The 21926-nt window shown below is 61.4% G+C and carries 21 protein-coding genes; 9 read left to right on the forward strand and 12 right to left on the reverse strand.

Features of this window, described 5'->3' with window-relative positions:
- The first annotated feature begins 98 nt into the window (after positions 1-98).
- Positions 99-569 carry an Rrf2 family transcriptional regulator gene (locus QTL98_RS17105; protein WP_445679675.1) on the forward strand — a complete coding sequence of 157 codons (471 nt, stop codon included), beginning with the start codon at positions 99-101 and terminating at the stop codon, positions 567-569.
- A 35-nt stretch (positions 570-604) separates the two neighbouring features.
- Here the strand turns inward: QTL98_RS17105 and sbmA are convergent, their stop codons facing one another.
- Together sbmA and QTL98_RS17115 are read right to left on the reverse strand one after the other, a co-directional pair.
- Positions 605-1843, reverse strand: a complete 1239-nt coding sequence (gene sbmA, locus QTL98_RS17110; RefSeq protein WP_445679676.1) for a peptide antibiotic transporter SbmA — start codon at positions 1841-1843, stop codon at positions 605-607.
- Between the two features lie 283 nt (positions 1844-2126).
- A complete protein-coding gene (locus tag QTL98_RS17115) occupies positions 2127-2330 on the reverse strand; it encodes a hydantoinase B/oxoprolinase family protein (RefSeq protein WP_445679677.1) in 204 nt (67 codons plus the stop codon).
- A 278-nt stretch (positions 2331-2608) separates the two neighbouring features.
- Between QTL98_RS17115 and QTL98_RS17120 the strand changes: the two genes are divergently transcribed.
- Positions 2609-4363: a hypothetical protein gene (locus QTL98_RS17120; protein WP_445679678.1), complete on the forward strand. Its 1755-nt coding sequence runs from the start codon at positions 2609-2611 to the stop codon at positions 4361-4363.
- Positions 4364-4411: 48 nt separating this feature from the next.
- On the opposite strand, the gene QTL98_RS17125 is transcribed toward QTL98_RS17120, so the two are convergent.
- The 5 genes from QTL98_RS17125 to QTL98_RS17145 form a co-directional block, all read right to left on the reverse strand.
- Entirely contained in the window at positions 4412-8029 is a 3618-nt protein-coding gene (locus QTL98_RS17125; RefSeq protein ID WP_445679679.1) for a hydantoinase B/oxoprolinase family protein, read from the reverse strand.
- Between the two features lie 86 nt (positions 8030-8115).
- Positions 8116-9420, reverse strand: coding sequence for a TRAP transporter large permease (locus QTL98_RS17130; RefSeq protein ID WP_445679680.1), 1305 nt, complete (start codon positions 9418-9420; stop codon positions 8116-8118).
- Between the two features lie 3 nt (positions 9421-9423).
- The gene (locus QTL98_RS17135; RefSeq protein WP_445679681.1) at positions 9424-9945 is read right to left on the reverse strand and encodes a TRAP transporter small permease; all 522 of its coding nucleotides are present in this window, start codon (positions 9943-9945) and stop codon (positions 9424-9426) included.
- A 192-nt stretch (positions 9946-10137) separates the two neighbouring features.
- Entirely contained in the window at positions 10138-11115 is a 978-nt protein-coding gene (locus QTL98_RS17140) for a TRAP transporter substrate-binding protein (protein WP_445679682.1), read from the reverse strand.
- A 167-nt stretch (positions 11116-11282) separates the two neighbouring features.
- On the reverse strand, positions 11283-11792 hold the full coding sequence (locus tag QTL98_RS17145) for a winged helix DNA-binding protein (protein WP_445679683.1): 510 nt from the start codon (positions 11790-11792) through the stop codon (positions 11283-11285).
- Positions 11793-11952: 160 nt separating this feature from the next.
- On the opposite strand from QTL98_RS17145, the gene QTL98_RS17150 reads away from it, so the two are divergent.
- Positions 11953-12540, forward strand: coding sequence for a hypothetical protein (locus QTL98_RS17150; protein WP_445679684.1), 588 nt, complete (start codon positions 11953-11955; stop codon positions 12538-12540).
- On the opposite strand, the gene QTL98_RS17155 is transcribed toward QTL98_RS17150, so the two are convergent.
- Entirely contained in the window at positions 12541-13953 is a 1413-nt protein-coding gene (locus QTL98_RS17155; protein ID WP_445679685.1) for a class I SAM-dependent DNA methyltransferase, read from the reverse strand.
- A gap of 605 nt (positions 13954-14558) precedes the next feature.
- On the opposite strand from QTL98_RS17155, the gene QTL98_RS17160 reads away from it, so the two are divergent.
- Positions 14559-14714 carry a hypothetical protein gene (locus QTL98_RS17160; protein WP_445679686.1) on the forward strand — a complete coding sequence of 52 codons (156 nt, stop codon included), beginning with the start codon at positions 14559-14561 and terminating at the stop codon, positions 14712-14714.
- 3 nt (positions 14715-14717) lie between these two features.
- Here the strand turns inward: QTL98_RS17160 and QTL98_RS17165 are convergent, their stop codons facing one another.
- Positions 14718-15626, reverse strand: a complete 909-nt coding sequence (locus QTL98_RS17165; protein WP_445679687.1) for a LysR family transcriptional regulator — start codon at positions 15624-15626, stop codon at positions 14718-14720.
- A gap of 138 nt (positions 15627-15764) precedes the next feature.
- Between QTL98_RS17165 and QTL98_RS17170 the strand changes: the two genes are divergently transcribed.
- Positions 15765-17192 carry an MFS transporter gene (locus QTL98_RS17170; protein WP_445679688.1) on the forward strand — a complete coding sequence of 476 codons (1428 nt, stop codon included), beginning with the start codon at positions 15765-15767 and terminating at the stop codon, positions 17190-17192.
- Positions 17193-17202: 10 nt separating this feature from the next.
- Here the strand turns inward: QTL98_RS17170 and queG are convergent, their stop codons facing one another.
- The gene (gene queG, locus QTL98_RS17175; RefSeq protein ID WP_510637584.1) at positions 17203-18237 is read right to left on the reverse strand and encodes a tRNA epoxyqueuosine(34) reductase QueG; all 1035 of its coding nucleotides are present in this window, start codon (positions 18235-18237) and stop codon (positions 17203-17205) included.
- A 120-nt stretch (positions 18238-18357) separates the two neighbouring features.
- Between queG and QTL98_RS17180 the strand changes: the two genes are divergently transcribed.
- Positions 18358-18765 (forward strand): DOPA 4,5-dioxygenase family protein, encoded by a 408-nt coding sequence (locus QTL98_RS17180; RefSeq protein ID WP_445679690.1) that lies wholly within the window; start codon positions 18358-18360, stop codon positions 18763-18765.
- Between the two features lie 21 nt (positions 18766-18786).
- On the opposite strand, the gene mazF is transcribed toward QTL98_RS17180, so the two are convergent.
- On the reverse strand, positions 18787-19119 hold the full coding sequence (gene mazF / locus QTL98_RS17185; protein ID WP_445679691.1) for an endoribonuclease MazF: 333 nt from the start codon (positions 19117-19119) through the stop codon (positions 18787-18789).
- Positions 19116-19358 (reverse strand): AbrB/MazE/SpoVT family DNA-binding domain-containing protein, encoded by a 243-nt coding sequence (locus QTL98_RS17190; protein WP_445679692.1) that lies wholly within the window; start codon positions 19356-19358, stop codon positions 19116-19118. The genes mazF and QTL98_RS17190 overlap by 4 nt, the downstream gene beginning before the upstream one ends.
- 168 nt (positions 19359-19526) lie before the next feature.
- On the opposite strand from QTL98_RS17190, the gene QTL98_RS17195 reads away from it, so the two are divergent.
- The 3 genes from QTL98_RS17195 to QTL98_RS17205 all read left to right on the forward strand — a co-directional run bounded on the left by QTL98_RS17195 (position 19527) and on the right by QTL98_RS17205 (position 21908).
- Positions 19527-21140, forward strand: coding sequence for a hypothetical protein (locus QTL98_RS17195; protein ID WP_445679693.1), 1614 nt, complete (start codon positions 19527-19529; stop codon positions 21138-21140).
- Between the two features lie 199 nt (positions 21141-21339).
- Positions 21340-21597 carry a CopG family ribbon-helix-helix protein gene (locus QTL98_RS17200; RefSeq protein ID WP_445679694.1) on the forward strand — a complete coding sequence of 86 codons (258 nt, stop codon included), beginning with the start codon at positions 21340-21342 and terminating at the stop codon, positions 21595-21597.
- Positions 21597-21908 (forward strand): type II toxin-antitoxin system RelE/ParE family toxin, encoded by a 312-nt coding sequence (locus QTL98_RS17205; RefSeq protein WP_445679695.1) that lies wholly within the window; start codon positions 21597-21599, stop codon positions 21906-21908. The genes QTL98_RS17200 and QTL98_RS17205 overlap by 1 nt, the downstream gene beginning before the upstream one ends.
- Positions 21909-21926: the final 18 nt, after the last annotated feature.

Here is a 21926-nt window from a genome sequence, read left to right on the forward strand (position 1 = left end):
TGGGATGTAAAAGCACATCACGCAACTAACGTTGTTACAGATGGGAAACTGCCCTAGGGTGAAGGCTCCCTGACCCCTTGCCGGAGCCCCGACAGCCGATGCGCCGCGACAGCCGCCTTTCCCGCATGCTGCATGTGCTGATCCATATGAGCCGCCATAACGGCCCGGCGACGTCGGAGCAGATATCCCGCATGCTGGCCACCAATCCGGTGGTGGTGCGGCGCACGATGGCAGGCCTGCGCGACAAGGGTTATGTGCGCTCGGAAAAGGGCCATGGCGGCGGCTGGGTGCTGGACCTTCCGCTCACGGAAATCACCCTGCTCGATATCCACAAGGCACTCGGGGAGCCCACGCTCTTTGCCGTCGGCCCGGCCAGCGACAATCCGGACTGCCTTGTCGAGCAGGCCGTCAATGCCGCGCTGGGACAGGCCTTTGCCGACGCCGAAGCGCAGCTTCTCGCCCGCTTCGGTGCCGTGACCCTTGCCGATCTTGCCGCCGATTTCGATGCCCGCTACCGCGCCCTCGGCTCCCCACCCTGGCCCCACGAGCATTACCCGGCGGAGGACTAACCTTCTCCCCGCTTTCGCGCGGAGAGGGATTTGCCTTAGTCGTGGATCGGGGCCAGCCGGTCGATATCCGGCAGTTCCTTGTCATGGATCGCGGCTTCGAAGCTGCGCAGACGCTTGTAGATGGACAGCAGCTCCACGATCGTCACCCACGAGGTGATCAGGTACTGGAAGCTGGAGCGCACCTGATCGAAGGCATTCAGGATCTGGTTCATAATGCCCAGCGTGATACGGCCGGCAACGATGGTCGGCCCCAGCACGATGTAGGCGAAGATGTTGTCCGTCTGCAGATAGAGAATGCGGGCGACGTTAAAATACATGTAGTGGAAATAGAGGCGGAAATAGTTGCGTCGCACATTGTTGAAGAGCTCGATGACCGTCGCCGGGCGGGCCCGGCCTTCGTCATCTTCGCCATAGACCAGTTCCTTGCGGTAGGCAGCCTCGACCCGCTGGTTGCGGAATTCAAGGCCCGGCAGCTTGATGCCGACCAGCGCGAGGAAGAGCGTACCGAACGCCGACCAGATGATGGCGACCCACACCAGCGCCATCGGCACATGGCCGACAAGCGGCAGTTCGGTGATGTCGGCGGACAGGTGCAGCAGCACCGGCAGGAAGGCGATCAGCGTCATGATGCTGTTGATGAAGTTGGATCCCAGCGCTTCCAGCGTGGATGAAAAGCGCATGGTGTCTTCCTGCACACGCTGGCTGGCACCTTCGATGAGGCGCAGCTTGGGCCAGTAGGACATGTAGTAGTCGTTCATCGCCGTGCGCCAGCGGAAGATATAATGGCTGGTGAAGAAGGCGGAGATCACATAGAGCGCAACGGCGACTGACAGCAGATAGAAGATGGTGAAGAGCTGGCCGTAGAACTCGGCCGCCGTCACTTCGCCCGGCTTGGAGAGCGCCTTCTGGATCATGTCATAGAAGGGGCCGTACCAGTCATTGACCGCGACGCTGACCTGGACCTGATAATAGGTGGAAAACAGGATGAGCGAGGAGCCGAGGATGGACCAGCGCATCCAGGGATGCGGCGCCAGAATGCGCCAGGCGCCATAGAAGAGCGCTGTCGCCACCACGTAGTAGATGTAGAACCACAGGAATTCCGGGGACCAGAAGGTGGAGATGCCGATGATCGGCTCCGCCCGGTCCGGCCGCGCCAGCCCGATGTAAGCCCCCAGCTGGTCACCGCCCGCATACCAGGACGCCATGACCAGCGCGATCCACGCCACCACGGTCCAGAAGAAGATCTTCGGCTTGGGGAAGAACGAGACGAACAAGGACGGGATCCTTCCGGGCTCTTAAAGCGGAACTTCAAAGCCCGCATAAAATCAGAGCTTTCCCGGCAAGGCACATGAATTCTTGTTCATGTGAATGTGAACGACGGCCTCGCTCGCCTGATAAAACTCCTCCCCTCCCGGGGAGGTGGCCCGCAAGGGCCGGTGGGGGTAATGAGCGAGCCAACGAACAAAAGTCTTCGAAGACTTTCACTCATTACCCCCATCCGCGGCTGCGCCGCACCTTCCCCGCCTGACGGCAGGGAAGGATATGGCGCCTGCTGTCTTAGACCTTCCCGTAACCGCCGCCACCCGGCGTTTCCACCGTAATGGCTTCGCCGGCGGCCAGTTCCACGCGTTCGGTCGAGGCGAGGACCTGGATGGTGCCGTCCTTGCGGCGCACCGAGGTACGGCCGACGGCGCCGGTTTCGCCGCCGTTGAGGCCGAACGGGGCGACAAGGCGGTGGTTGGCGAGGGTGTCAGCCGTCATCGGCTCGAGGAAGCGCCGCTTATGGATGCCGCCACGACCGGGATCACTCGGCTTACCCAGACAATGCGGTTCCATCTTTGCCTACAGGGCGCCAGTCAGTATCAAGCGTTCCATCAGAAGCTTGAATCATGTTCAAGCCGGATTGGGAATCCTTAATCTCAATAAGCCATAGCACCGCTTCTTAAGCGGCACTCTCAACTTGAATTATGGACAGCTGAATATACCGTTTCTTAATCAGATTTTGCATAACTATATAAACATCTACCGGGAGCACAGAGATGGTAAGCACCACCACAAAGAATACTCAAAAAGATGGATTTTCTTTCTTTTTTGATGCGATTTTAGAACTCCTTAGTGATGATGTTTTTGATAGTTATCGAGTGCCAGCCATGTCGATGCCTTTCCGCTTCAATGAAGCGGCAATGGTCTCCACAACCGCGTCAAAAAATATCGCTGATCGGAAAATCCTGATACCCATTATAGAAGAAATTGAATACTTTTCAAAAGAAGACTTTTTACTCAAAGACGATGATTTTTTTAAATCCTCGATAGAAAATTTAAAGGAAATACATTCTAAAGGAGATCTAAGATTACTTAACAGCATGAGCATGGTGCTGTTTAAGTATTGTAGAGATTTCTATAATAATAATTTATTTAAGAAAATAAAATACACCTGTCTAGATGGAAAGAATAAATATAACGCCTATGATTTAGCAAAGTCCCTATGTTCATACCTAACAAACTGTGGTTATTCTAGGAGGTACATAATAGAATGCGCAAAGGAATCAAAAAATAATATAGATTTATTTGAAAAAATGTTAAATTTTGAACGAAACAATTACACCGTGATAATCCCATGCGAATCATTAGTTGCCACGATACTCAACGAATTAGGTGAAGATAAATACAAAATAATAGAAAGAGATCAAATTTGCGACGACCAAATAAAATACATGGAATTTAAAACATCTCATGATAAAGAAATTAAATACGTACAAATCAACGTAAACAATCAAAACGATCAATACAGGGCTTATTCTACTGCACAGAAGATGGTAAATTCTATTATATCGATAACACGCACAGCACATATCGATGTGGAATTTGACATTGGGTCAAAAATTATCGTAAAAAAACAAGAAGAAAAAGAAAAAATTAGCGAAAATATATACAAAATAGATGAAGAAATGTCGCCCATAAAAAGAAGAAAGACAAAAAATGAAATAGAAAATATTAGAAAAGCAATTTCCAGAAAATACGATTTACTTCAAAATGAAGAAACCAATAAAAGTGTTTATGTCCACTTTCAAAGAAGTATATTTCTTTTTTTAAACGCCTATGAAGCAAAATTTCCAGAAACCCAAATAATAAACTTATGGTCTGCCTTTGAGGCCTTATTACCAGAACCGACAACAAAGCCAAGGATTTCTTTTTTTCTCTCTCTTTGCAAGCCTGCCATAGGTTTACACTATCTGGAACGGCGTATTTCTGCGGCCTATGATGACGTAAGGACCATCATGGGAAACCAACTGCCGGCAACTCTTGGAGCGACAACAGACGATGAAGCACTTGAGCGATTTGTTCGATTGTTAACTGGAGAGCACCAAGATAAAGAAAAAATAAATGCGATATGCGACTACATGTCAAAAGTAGATCTAAAAATGAATTCGCTCTGGAAGCTTTCAGAAGTCCTAAGAAGCCCAAAACAATCTTTAGAAAGAATAGAAACTCACGAAAAGATCGTTTCTTGGCAGTTAAACAGAATATACAGATTAAGAAATAGCCTCTCCCATGCCGGATTTTCTTGGCCGTTCATCGAAGTGGCAACAATGAATATGCAAGAATATTATGATAACACGGTAGAAGAAATTCACTTATTTTCCCAAAGGCGGGATCTATCAATGATGGAGATATTCAACACAATTTCCTCTTACAACACTGCGCGAAAATCAATGCTCAAAAGAAACGAAAGTGTTTCAAGAGTCATTGACATGAATTACCTACATTTACATAGAAGTATACTCCCTTCTTAGGAACGTGGCGAGGCAGCTGTTTAAACAGCTGCCTCGCACCAACAAATTTTACGCCTTCCCGTAACCGCCGCCACCCGGCGTTTCCACCGTGATGGCTTCGCCGGCGGCCAGTTCCACACGCTCGGTCGAGGCGAGGACCTGGATGGTGCCGTCCTTGCGGCGCACCGAGGTGCGGCCGACGGCGCCGGTTTCGCCGCCATTGAGGCCGAACGGGGCGACAAGGCGGTGGTTGGCGAGGATGGCAGCCGTCATCGGCTCGAGGAAGCGTAGCGTTCTCACGGTGCCATCCCCGCCCTTCCAGCGGCCCCTCCCGCCGGAACCCGAACGCAGGGCAAAACTCTCCAGCAGCACCGGATAGCGCCATTCCAGCACTTCCGGATCGGTGAGGCGGCTGTTGGTCATGTGCGTGTGCACACCCGACGTGCCGTCAAAGCCGTTGCCGGCACTGTCCACGCCGGCACCGGCGCCGCCGCAGATCGTCTCGTAATACTGGTAGGTGGCGTTGCCGAAGGTCAGGTTGTTCATGGTGCCCTGCGCCGCGGCCATCACGCCGAGCGCACCATAAAGCGCGTCGGTCACGCACTGGCTGGTCTCGACATTGCCGGCCACGACCGCCGCCGGGGCAACCGGGCTCAGCATGGAGCCGGCCGGCACGGTGATGCGGATGGGCTTGAGGCAGCCTTCATTCATCGGGATGCTGTCATCCACCAGCGTGCGGAAGACATACATCACCGCCGCCCGCGTGACCGGACGCGGCGCGTTGAAGTTGTTGTCGAGCTGGGCAGAGGTGCCGGTGAAATCCACCACCGCCTCGCGCGCCTTCTTGTCCACCGTCACCTTCACGCGGATGACGGCACCATTGTCGAGCGGCCAGTCGAACTGGCCATCGGCAAGCCGGTCGATGACCCGGCGCACCTGCTCCTCGGCATTGTCCTGCACGTGGCCCATATAGGCCGTCACCACATCGAGGCCGAACTGGCCGACCATGCGGGCCAGTTCCTGCGCGCCCTTTTCGTTGGCGGCGATCTGGGCCTTAAGGTCACCGATGTTCTGCTCGACATTGCGCGCCGGGTAGGTGCCGCTGGCAAAAAGCGCCCGCACGGCGGCGTCGCGGAAGCTGCCATCTTCCACCAGCACGAAATTGTCGATCAGCACACCCTCCTCCTCCAGCACCTTTGAGTGCGGGGGCATGGAGCCGGGGGTGAGGCCGCCGATATCGGCATGGTGGCCGCGCGAGGCAGTGAAGAAGAGCAGCTTTTTGCCCGCCTCGTCGAACACCGGGGTGATAACGGTGATGTCCGGCAGGTGGGTGCCCCCGTTATAGGGGTCGTTCAGCATATAGACCCAGCCGGGGCGGAAGGTGCCGGCACGCTGGTTAATGAGATGGCGCACGCTCTCGCCCATCGAGCCCAGATGCACCGGCATGTGGGGCGCGTTGGCGATCAGGTTGCCTTCGGCATCAAAGAGCGCGCAGGAGAAATCGAGCCGTTCCTTGATGTTGACGGAATAGGCCGTCTTTTCCAGCGTCAGGCCCATCTGCTCGGCAATGTGCATGAAGAGGTTGTTGAACACCTCCAGCATCACCGGGTCCGCCTCGGTGCCGATGGCATACTGGCCTTCGCGCGCCTTGTAGCGGGTGAGCACGATGTCGCCGATATCGGTCATCTCGGCGCGCCAGCCCTCTTCCACCACGGTGGTGGAGGTCGGCTCGCGCAGGATGGCAGGGCCATCCACCGTCTCGCCGGCCAGCATCTCACCGCGGTCATAAACCTTCCAGCCAAGGCTGGCGGCCAGCGGGGTCAAGAGGCCCGGGCGATAATGCGGATCGGTGACGGCCACGCCCTGCTCGGAGCGGTGGGACACCTCGACCGACACGCTGTCGATGGCGAGCGGCTTGTCCGGCAGCACGAAACCATAGAGCTGGCGATGGGCTGCCTCGAAGCGGGCCTTCACTTCCTCAAGCGCGCTGTTTTCCACTTCCAGCGCGGCGTCGGTGCCCTGGTATTTCAGCAGCAGCTTGCGGCTGACGGCCAGTTCGGCACCGGCAATGCCCTGCTGGGAAAGCTCTGCCCGCGCCTCGGCCTCCAGTTCGGCAAACACGCTGGCTGCGGCGGCAAGGCCGGTGGCAAGGGGGGCTTCCACCGTCTTCTGGCGCAGGGCGCGGGTGTCGGCCAGACCAATGCCGAGGGCGGACAGAACGCCGGCATGCGGGTGCAGATGCACCGTCTTGATGCCAAGCGCATCGGCAACGAGGCAGGCATGCTGGCCGCCCGCGCCGCCGAAGCAGGAAAGGGCGTAACGCGTCACGTCATAACCGCGCTGCACCGAGATGTGCTTGATGGCGTTCGCCATGTTTTCCACGGCGATCTTCAGGAAACCTTCGGCGATCTCCTCCGGCGTGCGCTCCACGCCCAGCGACTTCTTCACCTCGGCAGCAAGCTCGGTGAACTTGCGGCGCACCACCTCGGCGTCGAGCGGCAGGTTGCCCTCGGGACCGAACACGGCGGGGAAGAATTCGGGCTGCAGCTTGCCGAGCATGACGTTGCAGTCGGTCACCGTCAGCGGGCCGCCGCGGCGATAACAGGCCGGGCCCGGATTGGCACCGGCGCTCTCCGGGCCAACGCGGAACTTGGCGCCGTCGAAGAAGCAGATGGAGCCGCCGCCGGCCGCCACGGTGTGGATCATCATCATCGGCACGCGCATGCGCACGCCGGCCACTTCGGTTTCGAAGGCGCGCTCATATTCGCCGTCGAAATGCGACACGTCGGTGGAGGTGCCACCCATGTCGAAGCCGATGAGCTTGCGGAAACCCGCCGCCTCGCCGGTGCGCACCGCACCCACCACGCCGCCGGCCGGGCCGGAGAGGATGGCGCCGCGGCCCTGGAACAGCGCCGCATCGGTGAGGCCGCCGTTGGACTGCATGAACATGAGCCGGGCATCGTCCGGAATCTCGGCCGCCACCTGGTCCACATACCGGCGCAGAATGGGGGAGAGATAGGCATCGACCACGGTGGTATCGCCGCGGCCCACCAGCTTCATGAGCGGGCTCACCTCATGGCTGACCGACACCTGGGTAAAGCCGATCTCGCGGGCAATTTCCGCAAGGCGGGCTTCATGTTCGGTGAAGCGATAGCCATGCATCAGCACGATAGCGCAGGCACGGATACCGTCATCATAGGCAGCCTGAAGGCCAGTACGGGCGCTGTCTTCAACCAGCTTCTTTTCCACGGTGCCGTCGGCGCGCACACGCTCGTCGATCTCGACAACGCTGGAATAGACCTGCTCGGGCAGGATGATCTGGCGGGCGAAGATATGCGGACGGGCCTGGTAGCCCAGCCGCAGCGCATCGCGGAAGCCTTTGGTGATCGCCAGCACCGTGCGGTCGCCCTTGCGCTCCAGCAGGGCGTTGGTGGCAACCGTAGTGCCCATCTTCACCGCTTCGACAAGGCCGGTGGGGATCGGCTGGCCGGCCGGCACGCCCAGCAGGTCGCGGATGCCCTGGATGGCGGCGTCGCGGTAGCGCTCCGGATTTTCCGACAGCATCTTGTGGGTCACAAGGCGGCCGTCCGGCTTGCGGGCGACGATATCGGTAAAGGTGCCGCCGCGATCGATCCAGAACTGCCACTTGCCGGTGGCGGCGGGATTGGAGGTGCTCGGGGTGGTCATGGCGCGGATCTCCTGCGCTACGGGCCGAATGTCGGGCCGGCCCGTCTGGTCGAGAGTATAAGGAAGGGGGGCGAGGAAAGGGGCGCTTAACTGGCTGTCATGGTCAGCGGCAACCAGGTTGCGATGCCCGGGAAGGCCACCAGCAGGCAGACCATCAGGCAGAGGACGAGGAAGAAGGGAATGGCGGCCCGTGCGATCGAGAAGATGTCACGCCCGGCAAGCCCTTGCAGGACAAAGAGATTGAAGCCGACAGGCGGGGTGATCTGGCTCATCTCCACCACGATGACGAGATAGATGCCGAACCACATGAGGTCGATGCCTGCAGCCTGCACCATCGGCAGCACCACGGAGGTGGTGAGCACAACGATGGAGATGCCGTCGAGGAAACAGCCCGCCAGGATGAAGAACAGGGTGAGCGCGAAGATGAGCGCCACCGGGGCCAGATGCAGCGACTGGATCCAGGCGGCAAGGTCGCTCGGCAGGTTGGTAAAGCCCATCGCGGCGGTCAGGAACGCAGCGCCCACCAGAATGAAGCCGATCATGCAGGTGGTGCGCGTTGCCCCCATCAGGCTCTCCTTGAAGGAGGCGAAGGAGAGCGAACCGGTGACGAGCGAAAGCAGCAGCGCGCCGACCACACCGATGGCAGCCGCCTCGGTCGGGGTGGCGATGCCGACATAGATGGAGCCGATGACGGCAACGATGAGGGCGATGACCGGGAAGAGGCGCGAGCTGGCGCGAACCTTCTCCATGAAGGGCATCGGGGCTTCGGCGGCCGGCATGCGGTGGCGGTTCAGCAGCGACCAGACCATGATGTAGCCCATGAAGAGGGCGATCAGCACGATCCCCGGCACCACGCCGGCCATGAACAGGCGGGCAATGGAAACATCCGCGCTCACGCCATAGACGATCATGATGAGCGAGGGCGGGATGAGGAAACCGAGCGTGGCGGAACCTGCCAGAGTGCCCAGCACCATGTCGTCGTCGTAACCGCGCTTGCGCAGTTCCGGCACGGTCATGCGGCCGATGGTGGCTGCCGTTGCGGCGGAAGAGCCCGAGACGGCGGCGAAGATGCCGCAGCCCAGCACGTTGGCGTGCAGCAGGCGGCCCGGCAGACGGCCGACCCAGGGGGCAAGGCCGGTGAACATGTCCTGGCTGAGACGGGTGCGGAACAGGATCTCGCCCATCCAGATGAAGAGCGGCAGCGGAGCGAGCGACCAGCTGGCGATACCGTCCCAGACCGCGCCGCCGAAGACGCGGCCGACCGGCAGGCTGGTAAAGCCCTCAAGGGCGACAAGGCCGATTCCGGCGAGCGAGAAGGCGACCCACACGCCGCTGCCGAGCAGCACGACAAGGGTGACGACGACGGCAAGGCCGAGAAATACGAGGCTCATGGCTCAGACCTCACCCGGGACACCGGCTTCATCCGGCGCACCTTCATAAGGGGCAGCCTCACCGCGAATGACGCTGACAAGGCAATCGAGAAGGCAGATCACGAAGATGGCGGCGCCCAGCACCATGACCATCTGCGGGATCCAGAGCGGCACGCCCAGCAGGCCCGGCGACAGGCTGTGGCGGGCAATCGACTTCACCGCCATGCCCCACAGATTCCAGGCGAGGAAAGCGGCAAGGCCGGTTCCGACGGCAAGGCACCAGATCTCGATGCCGCGGTTAAAGCTGGTGGGCAGCGCGCGGATCAGCAGGCTTACCCGGATGTGTCCGCCAGCCCGGAAAGTGGGGGCGAGTGCCAGGAAGGTTGTGGCCGCTACAAGGTAACCGGAAATTTCAGCGCCCGAGGGCACCACCACGCCGAGGGGGCGCAGTATCGTTTGCGAGAGGATGACGAGCGCGATGAGCAGGAGCGATATCGCCGCCGCCGCCGCACTCAGGGCATAGAGCCCGTCGAGGATACGTCGCATGGAAGCCACCTTGCGCGAGCCGTTGTCGCCATCCCTTTCCTTCAAGTCAGGCAAAGGGTGGGCCGGAAGGCCAGTATGCGGGAGACCAGAGAAAGTGGGGAGGATGCTGCCCGCCGACTTGGAGGCATCGGGCGGGCAGCATCCGCCGCCGGAAGGCGCGTCAGGGAAGACCGCCCCTTCCGGCTGAACACCTTACTTGGAGTAGGCGTCGATCACCTGCTTGCCGGCATCGCCTGCCTTGGCCAGCCATTCGCCGGTCATGGTCTTGCCGATATCGGCAAGAGAAGCCTTCAGCGCATCGCTCGGCTCGGCAACGGCAATGCCGTGGTCGGCGAGCTGCTGGGTGAGCGTGCCCTTGGACTCTTCAGAGGTCTTCCAGCCGCGTTCCTCGGCCTTGGCTGCCGCATCCAGAACGGCCTTCTGGTCGTCCTTGGACAGGGCGTCGAAAGCCTCCTGGCTCACGAACACCATGTTCTTCGGCACCCAGGCCTGCACGTCGGTGTAGTTCTTCACGAAGTCCCAGGCCTGGCTGGAAACACCGGTCGCCGGGGAGGTAACCATGGCGTCGACGAGGCCGGTGGCGAAAGCCTGCGGAATGTCCGGGGTCTCGATCTGGGCCGGCACGGCCTTCAGCAGCTGGGCAAGGCGTGCGGAAGCGGCGTTATAAGTGCGGAACTTCTTGCCGGCGAGATCTTCGGCCTTGGTCACCGGGCTCTTGGTGTAGAGGCCCTGCGGCTGCCATGGCACGGCGAAGAGAAGCTTGAGGCCGTCGCCGGCGAGCTTCTGCTCGATCACCGGGCGCGATGCCTTCCACAGCTTGGCGGCATCGCCATAGGAGGTGGCGAGGAACGGTACGGCATCGACGCCGTAGATCGGGTCTTCGTTCTCCAGCAGCGACATCAGCACTTCGCCGGCCTGAACGACGCCGTCCTGCACGGATTCCTTAATGGACGGGTGCTTGATGAGCGAGCCGCCGGAATAGACGTTTATGTTGAGGTCGCCCTTGGTCGCCGCCTTAACGTCGTCGGCAAACTGGCGAATGTTCTGGGTGTGGAAAACGGTGTCGCCGTAGGGCGTGGCCATGCTCCAGTCGGCGGCATGGGCGCCGGTGACGGCAAGGGTGCAAAGGGCACTACCGGCGGCGAAAGCCGCGATCAACTGCTTACGCATCGAAGTCTCCTGTTCAGGGAAGGTGCCTGTTCAAACTGGCGGGTCTTGACGCCCGCATTGCGATAACACGGGCAAGCCTCTCACCCTTTCCGTCACCTTGTCAACAAATTGTCGATAAAATGTCTCTATCGATGAAAAAGCCGTTTTCGGGGCCGGAAAACCTCTCCCTAAAGTGAGCTTGCCGCTCGAGCCGCCTGGTCGTAATGGCCGGAAAGGGCACGGATGCGCCGCGCCATCGAGGCCAGATCGTCAAGGCTGATTCCGCCCAGCGCATCCAGCGTCTCGACAAGGCAGGCCTGCCGCACCTCGCGGTAACGCGCACAGGCTTCCTGCCCCTTGGGGGAGGTGCGATAGGTCACTTCCTTGCCCGAGCGGGTAGACTCCACAAGGCCCATATTCCGCAGCTTTTTCAGCGCGTAATTGACGAGGTGCGTATCCTCGATATTGAGCGTGAAGCAGATTTCGCTGAGGCGCTTGTCGCGGGCGCGGTGGTTGACATTGTGCAGCACCAGCACTTCCAGCGACGAAAGTTCCGATGTTCCCGCAGCCGACATGCAGCGTACCATCCAGCGATTGAAGGCGTTGTGGCAGGTGATGAGCGCGAACTCATATTCGCTGAGCCCTTCCGACCCTTCGGCAAGATGGGCGGAAGAGACGATGGCGGTGCCCTTGGACATGGGTAAACTTCCCTTTTTATCGCTCCGGCGGTCTGCAGAACGGGATCTGGCGGCTTTATGAGCGAATCATTGTCAACGAAACGTCGATAAATTGTAGCGTGAATTTCCGGTTTTTACCCGATAAGGGTGAAAGCAGGGCGGCAGGAGGAAAATCAGGCCGATGATCGACAGGCTGCTGCGAGGCCTCCGCGACGAGAGGCCTGAGGAAGACGAGGTCGCCGGCTGGATCGAGGATGGCCGGCTTGCCGAAGCGCCCGGCCTTGTTTTTGCTGCCACCGGCACCGGATGGGCCGAGCTGCTGTTGCGCTATCGGGCCGAAGGCGCCGCCTTTGCACTCGAGCGCTACAGCGCGCGGCTCGGCCGTGACGGGCAGGTTGAGGCCATCGACAGCCTGCATGAACCGCCCGTGCTGATCAGCGGCCATGCCCTTGCCCGGCTGGAGCAGCGCGCCCCGCATCTGACGCCGGCCGACATCGCGCATCTGCTCTGGCGCCTGTCGGACAGTCTTCTTGCCATCGAGGCGTGGGAGGCCTTGCCGCTTGCCAGCCCGCTGGACCTGCGCGTGCCCGGCGGCCTCATCGCCGCCAGCGTGGAGGAAGAAGGGGTGGTGATCGCCACCTATATCGATGAAAAGCAGCTGCGCCCCGCCCAGCGCGACATGCCCCTGCCCCCGCCGCCGGAAAGCGCCCTGCCCCCCGGCCCCCGCCGCCTGTGGCTGGCGGGGCTCGCGATTACCGCCGGTGCCTGATCAGCCGGCGCGCTCCAGCACATAAAAGCCGCCGATCACCGGTACATTGCGGTCAACCCTGAGCGTCTCGAAGCGCTCCAGCCGGATGGCGAGGCCGGCAGCTTCCGCGACCTGGCGCAGATAGACTGGGCTATGGGCAAAACGCCGGCTTTCCTGGAAGGTGAAGTCCATCGGTGCCGCACCTTCGCCCCCCTCCAGCCGCTCGATGGTCAGGGCAAACAGCCCTTCGGGGGCGAGCTTGCCGGCCACGGCCGTAAAAAGCGGCTCCAGCGCGCCGATATAGTTAAGCACATCGCAGGCAACCACGAGGTCCCAGCCCTCGCCCGTCGCCCCGCCCGGCCGGCGCTCTACCGCCTTCACCACATCCTCGGCGGCAAGGCTCTTGTAGATGCCGCGCCCGGCGGCTTCCTCCAGCATGCGCTCGGAAAGATCGACGCCGTGCAGCTCGCCCGCCAGATCGGCCAGCACCTCACCGGAAAGGCCGGTACCGCAGCCAAGATCGAACACGGACCAGCCGCGCCCGACGAGCGGTTCTCCAACCGCCTCTTCCAACGCGGCGCGCAGCAGCGCCGGCCCGCGATAACCCAGCTTCTCGACCAGATGTTTGCTGAAGCGGTGGGCGTACTGGTCGAAGAGCGAGCGCACAAAAGCCGCCGGCAAGGTCTCCGGCCGGCCTTCGCTGAGGGCGGCCATGCGCTCTGCCGCGCCCAGCGTATTTTCAGGATCGCGCGCCAGGCACGCGCGGTAGGCATCGGCGGCCTTTTGCTGCTCGCAGGCTTCTTCCAGCGCGCGCGCCAGCCAGAAACGCAGGGCAGCTTCATCGGGCCAGCGGCGGATGGCGGCATAGGCTTCCTTGAGCGCCAGCTCAAGGCGGCTTGCCCCCACAAGGCATTCCACGAAACCGGCCACATCGCCCGGCGCATCGAGCGGACGTTCGGAGGCCAGCGCTTCATAAAGCGGCAGCGCGACGTCAAAACGCCCCTGCCGGCGCTCTGCTTCGGCCAGCAGCGCCATCAGCTGGCGATTTGCCGGCCGATATTGCCGGGCTTCATGCAGCGCAAGCGCGGCCTCCCCGGCACGGTTGCCGGCAAAAAGCGCATCCACCAGCGCCAGCAGCGACCACAGATCTTCCCGGTCTGCCGCCACGATGGTGCGCCAGAGCGCAATCGCCCCTTCAACATCACCGGCAGCGAAACGGGCGTCGGCCTCTTCCTGCGGGCTCAGCGCCGCTTCGGGGCTGAGCAGCGGAGTCGACCCGGCAGGCACAGCGGCAGCGAGGCCAGTCAGCGCCCCTTCGGGGGCAACAAGCGGAAGCACGGGGTCAAGCACGGGGTTGGGCACGGGGTTTGCTGCCGGGGCGACTTGCGCCTCCTGCCCATGCGGAGCCTCGGGCGACGGAATACGCCGCACCATGGATGAGCCTCACTGAAGCCTGAAACCCGGCCTTACATGCGGGATTATTCCTCCGCATGTCCGGGCGCAGCGGATCTAGTGCCGGCTCGCCTTTTTGGCAAGCCTGACCTTTTGAATGTGATCAATCCTCCCCTCTCGGGGAGGTGCCCGCAAAGCGGGCGGAAGGGGCAATGAGCTAATCAACAGGCAAAGGCCTCCGGTCAACCCTGCCTCATTACCCCCATCCGCCGCTTTCGCGGCACCTTCCCCCCGCTGCCGCGCGGGGAAGGATGACAGCTAGGTGAGGCACCTCACACAGCAGGCACCCGGTTGTGAGCGCCTTCACCGACGCCGGACCCCACCGGTCCTAACTATGATTGCAGGGGCGTGACACAGCTTCTCCCCCAGGCGACCTTCTCCCCCCTCCCGGCGCCTGGCTCCCCCCAAGCCTGTGTCACCCCCACTTTTCTCCCGCTGCCGGCCCTTTCCCCCGAAAGATGGCGCATTCCCCCAACTCCTGCCCCAAACGGTCAAGAAGCAACCACGCAGCAGACCCATAGTCCCTGTCACATGCAGGCATAGCGGCCCCGAAAGGCCGCACGGCCCCGGAATAAGGAGATCCCGCCATGAAAGGACCCTTCCGCTCCCCCAAGGCACTGGTCGCTACCGTGCTTGCCATCTGGGTTGGCGCCGCCTGGGCCATGGTCTCTGCCAGCACCACCCGCCAGCAGGCCGAGCCTCCCGCCACCACCAGCGTGATGAACGGCCCGGAAGCCGGCTGACCCCTAAAGGGCCGTGCCGAACCGCTCCACCACAAAATCGATGAAGCTGCGCAGCTTGGGCGACATCAGCCGGTCGCGTAGATAGACGATGTGCAGCGGCCTTGGCGGAAAGGCATAGTCCGGCAATACCCGGACGAGATCACCGGCAGCCACCTCGCGGGCGGTAAAAACCTCCGACAGCATGGCGATGCCCATGCCGGCCATCACCGCTTCCAGCGAGGCACGCGAATTATCCAGCATCAGCCGCGGCCGGATGGTGACGACATGTTCGCCATCCGGCCCGCGCAGTGGCCATTCCGTGCGCGCCAGATACCATTCCGACCGGGCACCGAAACTGAAGCCCAGGCAATCATGCTGCGCGAGATCACGCGGGTGCCGGGGCAAACCGCGCCGGGCGATATAGTCCGGGCTTGCGCACAGCACCAGCCGGTAAGGCCCGAGCTGCCGGGCAACCAGACTGCTGTCCGGCAGAACGCCAAGGCGGATTGCCGCCTCGAACCCGCCTTCCACCAGATCCTGCACCTGGTCGGAAAAGACGATATCCAGCTCCACTTCCGGGAAGCGGTCCATATAGTCCGCCAGCGCCGGCACCAGCCGCGCCGTGCCGAAGGAGGTGGGCGCGGTAATGCGCAGGCGTCCGCGCGGAGTGGCCACCGCCTCCTGCGCCATGGCGTTGGCCTCGGCCACGCTCAGCAGGATGTCCTGACAGCGCCCGTAATAGAGATGGCCGAATTCCGTCAGGCTCTGGCGGCGGGTGGTGCGCTGTACCAGCCGCGCGCCCAGCTTTTCTTCCAGCGCCTGCAGGTGATTGCCAACCATGGTCGCGGAGATACCAAGATCGTTTGCCGCCGCCGTCAGGCTGCCGGCATCCGCCACCTTCACGAACACTTCCATCGCCCGCAGCATGTCCATGCGCGCACCATTCCCAAACAAAACTTTTGAGTGACCCAAGATAGCGCGGCTTTATCAAGCAACATAAGGCAATCATATAGCCAGCCTGTGCCCGTCGCCCTTGCCGGCCCCGGCGCCCTTCCCAAGGCCACTTTTGCAATGACCGCTTCTTTCGATACCGCCGCCACTGCGACAACCAAACGTCAACAGACCATGACGCTGGCCGCCACCTCGCTCGGCTTCTGCCTCATCATCCTCGATGTAACGGTGGTAAATGTGGCGCTGGAGCGGGTGCAGGCAGACCTCGCCATGACGCTCTCCGGCCTGCAATGGGTGGCCAATGCCTATACCCTCGTCTTCGCCTCGCTGCTGCTGACCGGCGGCGCGCTGGGGGACAAGCTGGGAGCCAAGCAGGTTTTTATCGGCGGTTCGGCACTCTTTACCCTCGCGTCCCTCACCTGCGGCCTTGCGCCCGATGCCACCACGCTGGTGGCAAGCCGCCTGATGCAGGGCATTGGCGCCGCGCTCTGCCTGCCAACCGCGCTCGCCCTGCTCAACATCGCCTTTCCCGATGCCGGCGGCCGGGCGCGTGCCGTCGGCATCTGGGCGGGCATGGGCGGGCTGGCGCTGGCTGCCGGGCCGGTGGTGGGCGGCGTGCTGGTGGAGATGATCGGCTGGCGCAGCATCTTCCTCATCAACCTGCCGCTTGGTGCCCTTGCCATCTGGGCCGCCGCAAAGGAGGCGCCGGCCGCGCCGCGCCACACCGGTCGCGGCATCGACCTGCCCGGCCAGCTGCTCGGCATCCTTGCCCTCGGCGGCCTCACCATCGCGCTCATCGAGGGGCATGAACTGGGCTGGCAGCACCCGCTGGTGCTGGGGGGCTTTGTACTGGCGCTGGTAGCAGGCGGCTTCTTTATTGTTGTCGAGGCGCGCAGTGCCAACCCGATGCTGCCGCTTTCCCTCTTTGCCAACCGTACCGTCGCCGCCGGCAGCCTTGTCGGCCTCCTCAACAATTTCGGCTATTACGGGCTGCTCTTTATCCTCAGCCTGTTTTTCCAGACGGCCAAGGGTTACTCCCCGCTGATGACGGGCCTTGCCTTCCTGCCGATGACAGCCTCCGTCACCCTGATCAATCTTGCCGCCGGGCGCCTGACGGCCCGCTTCGGCGCCCGCCCGCCGATGGTGATCGGCCAGGCCATCGCCGCTGCCGCCTATCTCAGCATGACGGGTATTGATGCCGGCACCCCTTACTGGATGATGGCCATTCCCCTGCTGATCGCGGCCAGCGGCACTGCGCTTTCCGTGCCGGCCATGACAGCCGCCGTGCTGGGTGCAGCGGACCGCAAACGCTCCGGCATTGCCGCCGGTGCCTTCAACGCGGCGCGGCAGGTGGGCGGCATGATTGGCGTGAGTGTCGTTGGCGCCCTCGCCGCAGCCGGCGGCGCGGAACTGGGCGCCAATATCAGCCTCGCCTTCATTCTCGCCGGCGGTGCCTCGCTGGCGGCCAGCCTGCTGAGCCTCATCGGTATTCGCGAACCGTCCCGTGCCCTCAGCGCTACAGAACTGGCGGAAGAAAGCGCGGTCTGACGCCAGGGCCCTATCCGGCGGCGCGCGACAGACACCAGCCGGCCGCTTCCGCCACCACCGGATCAGGATCAGCCATCAGCGGGCGGGCCTTCTCGATAAGGTTGGCCTGCCCGCTATTGCCGAGCGCGATCAGCACATTGCGCAGAAAGCGGCTTCGGCCGATGCGCTTGATCGGCGAGCCGGAAAAGAACGCCCGAAAATCCGCATCGGTGAAATCCAGAAAATCGGCAAGGCGCGGCGCCGTCAGCTCCGCCCGGGGAATGAAGGCCAGCTCCCGCGTAGCGCTGGCAAACTTGTTCCACGGGCACACGGCAAGGCAATCGTCGCAGCCATAGATGCGGTTGCCCATCGCGGCGCGAAACTCTTCCGGGATCGGCCCGTCATGCTCGATGGTGAGATAGGAAAGGCAGCGCCTCGGGTCGAGCGTGTAGGGTTTGGGAAAGGCATTGGTCGGGCACGCCGTCTGGCAGGCGGTGCAGCGCCCGCAATGGTCCGCCTCCGGCCCGTCCGGCTCAAGCTCCAGCGTGGTGAAGATTTCGCCAAGAAAAAGCCAGCTGCCGAACTGGCGCGAGACGAGGTTGGTGTGCTTGCCCTGCCAGCCGAGCGCCGAACGCGCGGCAAGCGCCTTTTCCATCACCGGCGCGGTATCGACAAACACCTTCACATCGCCGCCCGCCTCGGCAATCAGCCAGCGGGCCAGCTGTTTCAGGCGCTTCTTGACGATGTCATGATAATCCTTGTTACGGGCATAGACGGAGATGTTGGCCCGCTCGGGATGCTCCAGCAGCGAGAGTGCCGGCTGCCTTGGCCCGTAATTGGCGCCGAGCACAATGACGCTGCGCACCGCGCCCCACAGCGCCTTCGGGTCACGCCGCTCATCGGCGCGCGCCGCCAGCCAGCCCATGGTGCCGTATTCGCCGCGCTCGATCAGCTCATCAAGGCGCGCCTGCTCGCGCGGGCCCACCGATGCCTCGGCAAAACCCACCGCGTCAAAGCCGATCTCGCGCGCATAGGCGGCAAGCCGCTCCTTGAGATCTGCCAATATTGAACTCCGCTGATGCCGGGGAAGCTCGCCCTGAGCCCCGCCGGCGTTCTAACATGAAGCAAAGCCGCCCGGCGACCCTCGCCCGCGGCGCAAGCAAGAGCCAGATCAGGAACAGGCCCGATGCAGGAAACGCCGGTCAGCGCCATAACCAGCTATCACGCCCACATCTATTTCCGCGACGATGCGGAGCGGAAAGTGGCGATGGAAATCCGGCAGGCCATCGGCGAATGTTTTGCCGTCGCCCTTGGCCGCGTGCATGACCGGCTGGTGGGCCCCCACACGGCGCCGATGTATCAGGTGGCCTTCAATGTGGAGGATTTTCCCAGCCTCGTGCCCTGGTTGATGCTGAACCGGGGCGGGCTTTCCATCCTTCTCCACCCCAATACCCGCTTCCAGAAGGAAGACCACCTCACCACCTCCTTCTGGCTGGGTGACAGGCTGCCGCTCATCAATACTGACCAGCTGGAAGACGAGGCGGAGCCGGAAGGCCGGGTGGTACCGAACACGGTGCCGACGCGGGAGGCCTGAGAGGGCCGCCGGCCCGGCCGCTCACCGGCCGGAAATCAGAGCCAGCGCCTTCGCCCGGACCTCTGCCAGCTCGCTCTGCGTCAGATGACCCTTGAGGCTGGCCTTGCGGGCTCGCCAGTCGAGGCTCTTGACCTGGTCCGCCAGCACCACGCTGCCCCGAGCGCCGGAAATAGCGACTTCGAACGGATACCCTTTGACCCGCGTGGTCATCGGGCAGCACAGCATCAGCCCAATGCGGTTATAGGCCGCCGGGCTCAGGACGGCGGCCGGCCGATGGCCCGCCTGTTCATGACCGGCCTGGGGTGTGAACTGGAGCCAGACGATATCGCCCGCTTCAGGCACATACTCCGTCACAGCGCCTCCAACCCCTGCGGCTCACCGGAATCGACCCCGTCATGCCGGTTGTCCGGCGTGATGCCCTCCAGCAGGCTGGCCAGATCATAAGCGGGCTCACGCGCCGGCGTGAGGATAAGGCGCCCCTCTTCCTCCCGGATATCCACCGCCATGTCCGGCTCCAGCCGAGCCGCCTGCATAAGGGTGGCAGGGATACGCACCGAGGCGCTGTTGCCCCATTTTTTGATCAGCACACGCATTTTCAGGCCGTCGATACAATGTAGAAACATTCCGAAATTACGCTGATCTCCAGAGACCCGCAACCGGATTATCGAAATATCACCTTGCCCCCTGCGGCAAAGCGCCGCTATTTTATATTCTAGAAAGTCAAAAAGTTAATCTCGCTCAAGTAGAACGAGGACCTGTCCATGACGGACATGAGCGTCAGCGCCGCAAGCACGGCGCAGGCCGCCGCGGCCTATGCCGCCGGTCAGGTGGCAAATGCGGCGACAGACCCGGCGGAAGCACCCGCCTCGTCTAACAGCGACAACCAGATTGTCGCTGGCCAGAATTCCATGCCAGAGGACATCGTCGAGCTTTCCGACGAAGCGCTCGCAGCCGCTTTTGACCTTGCCTATACGCAATGGGTCATGGGCTGGCTCTACACAGACGACACCGTTGCCGGCACCGGCACTCCCCTCACAAAAATTGAAACCGAAAAAGTCGAAGGGGACCCCGTTCCGGGCGACATCAAGGTAGGCGATGATTATTTCCGGATCATAGATCGAAACCCCGGCAATCCGGGCGACGCAACGGCTTACCAGACGTTGCAAAAACAAATCTGGGGCGGCGACTCCTTCCGTCCCATCTTTCTGGAACTGGAGGCCTTCGACAAACATAAGCAGTGGGAACGCGAAGCCTTCCGCCACGACAAGGCATTGGTCGACGCGCTATATTTCGGACAGTCGGACAGCGACGCCTACAAAGAGGCTCTTCAAGCCGTTTACAAAAAATACGGCCGCGACGAAGACGGCAACCAGATCGTCGATCCGGTACGCCAGGCCATTATTGGCCTCTATGGCGGCTCAGACGACAAGGCGGCTCTGAATGGCGCTATCGACATCGCTCTCGGCCAGCGCGGCATCAAGCGCAATGAGATTGCCAACATCGATATCGGCCACGTCGCCCTTAACGGCAAGGTCCAGCTGACCTTCAAGGATGGCCGTGACCCGCTCGATCTGGATGAAGATTACGTTACGCTATTTGCCATCAACGTGTTGCAGGACGAGCGCGCCGAACGGAAAAAGACTGTCGAAACAGAGTTAAACGCTCATTACGGCCAGCTCATCAAGGATCTGGGAGTCAACTGGATCGACATCGAAGGCTGGTCAGTGACGAAGGATGGAAAATTCCACCTCTTCACCTCCAGGAGGGATGATGGCGGTGAGCAGCTGATCGATCATGTCATCGACGATCCGGCGCTGGCCGCGGTTGCCACCGACTACAACCAGATGTCCCTTGAGGACATGCGCATCAGCCATGAGTCGTTCAACGCGCGCCAGATGATGTGGGCTCGCATAAGCGGATACGAGCCCCCGCCGGACGGCCCGCCGACCTATGACGATCCCCCGATAGACTGGAGCGATGTCCAGGCCCTGCAGAAGGCCAATTTCGAAAAGCAGATGGCCGCAGCGCCGGCACAGCCCGCAGATAATGCGAACGGGTCAGAGGCTTCGGCCACAAATAGCGACGAGCCGGAAGAAACCGAAGCAGAAAAAGAAGCCGCCCGCGCCCGCCGCAAACTGCTGCTGTCCATGGGCATCCGCGCCGAGAGCAACCCGGACGACAACAAGCCCGGCTGGATGAGCAGCGGCGAGATCGCCCGCCTCAATGCCCGTTATGCCGACGCCATGAGCGCCCGTGACCGTATGCTCCAGCGCTTTACCCGCAAGGGCGAGTTGGAGGGGATCACCGACGGCATCACCAAGGAAGCGCCGAAAGAAATCGCAGACCGGGCAAGTCCGTTATCTCAAGAATCTTGAGACACCCCTTCGAAGCAGTGATTAAGTCTGATTAAAACCAGACAATCGATCTCGATAATGGTGGGGCAGAAAGAAATCCGGCGGCGACCGACGCGGAAGGTGCCGGCTCCAGATCAACTATTCAATCCAGCCCCGTTCATCCGCCGGACCAGTCGTGATAGGGTAATTCCTGTAGCAAGCGACAACCGGAGGCGCCTCTATGAGCCCGCCACGCCCCACCGAAGTCCTGACTGTACACGCCCCTAAAGAAACGCTGGATGAGATCGACGCGCTTGCCGCGGCGACGGATCAGTCGCGCGATCACATCGTCAACCTGGCCTTGCGCCAATATGTAGAAACCAACAACTGGCAGATCAGTCGTATTCGCGAGGGTCTGGCAGCAGCGAACGAAGGCCGCGTAACCTCAGCCGACAAGGTTTTTGCCGGCATAGTGACAAAACACGGCTGGGATCGTTGATGCGTCTACTGTTTGCGGATCCCGCCGCAAATGATCTTGCCGATATCATTGACGACATCGCACTCGACAATCCGCCTGCCGCCGAACGAATCTTTCGTGCTATTTCCGATACCGCACAACGGCTAATCCGGTTTCCCGACAGCGGTCGGCCCGGCCGCCTTGCCGGTACCCGAGAAATCCCGGTCCCGGACCTGCCCTATCTTGTTGTCTATCAAGCCATCGAAGACACGGTCACGGTCCTTGCTGTTTTTCACGGCGCCCGCGATCTGGCCAAAGCTCTCGATGAACGGCGGCAAGAGCTGAAGCGGTAACAGCCACCTTCTGTCTTC

Source organism: Radicibacter daui, from assembly GCA_030657355.1.
Lineage (GTDB): Bacteria > Pseudomonadota > Alphaproteobacteria > Radicibacterales > Radicibacteraceae > Radicibacter > Radicibacter daui.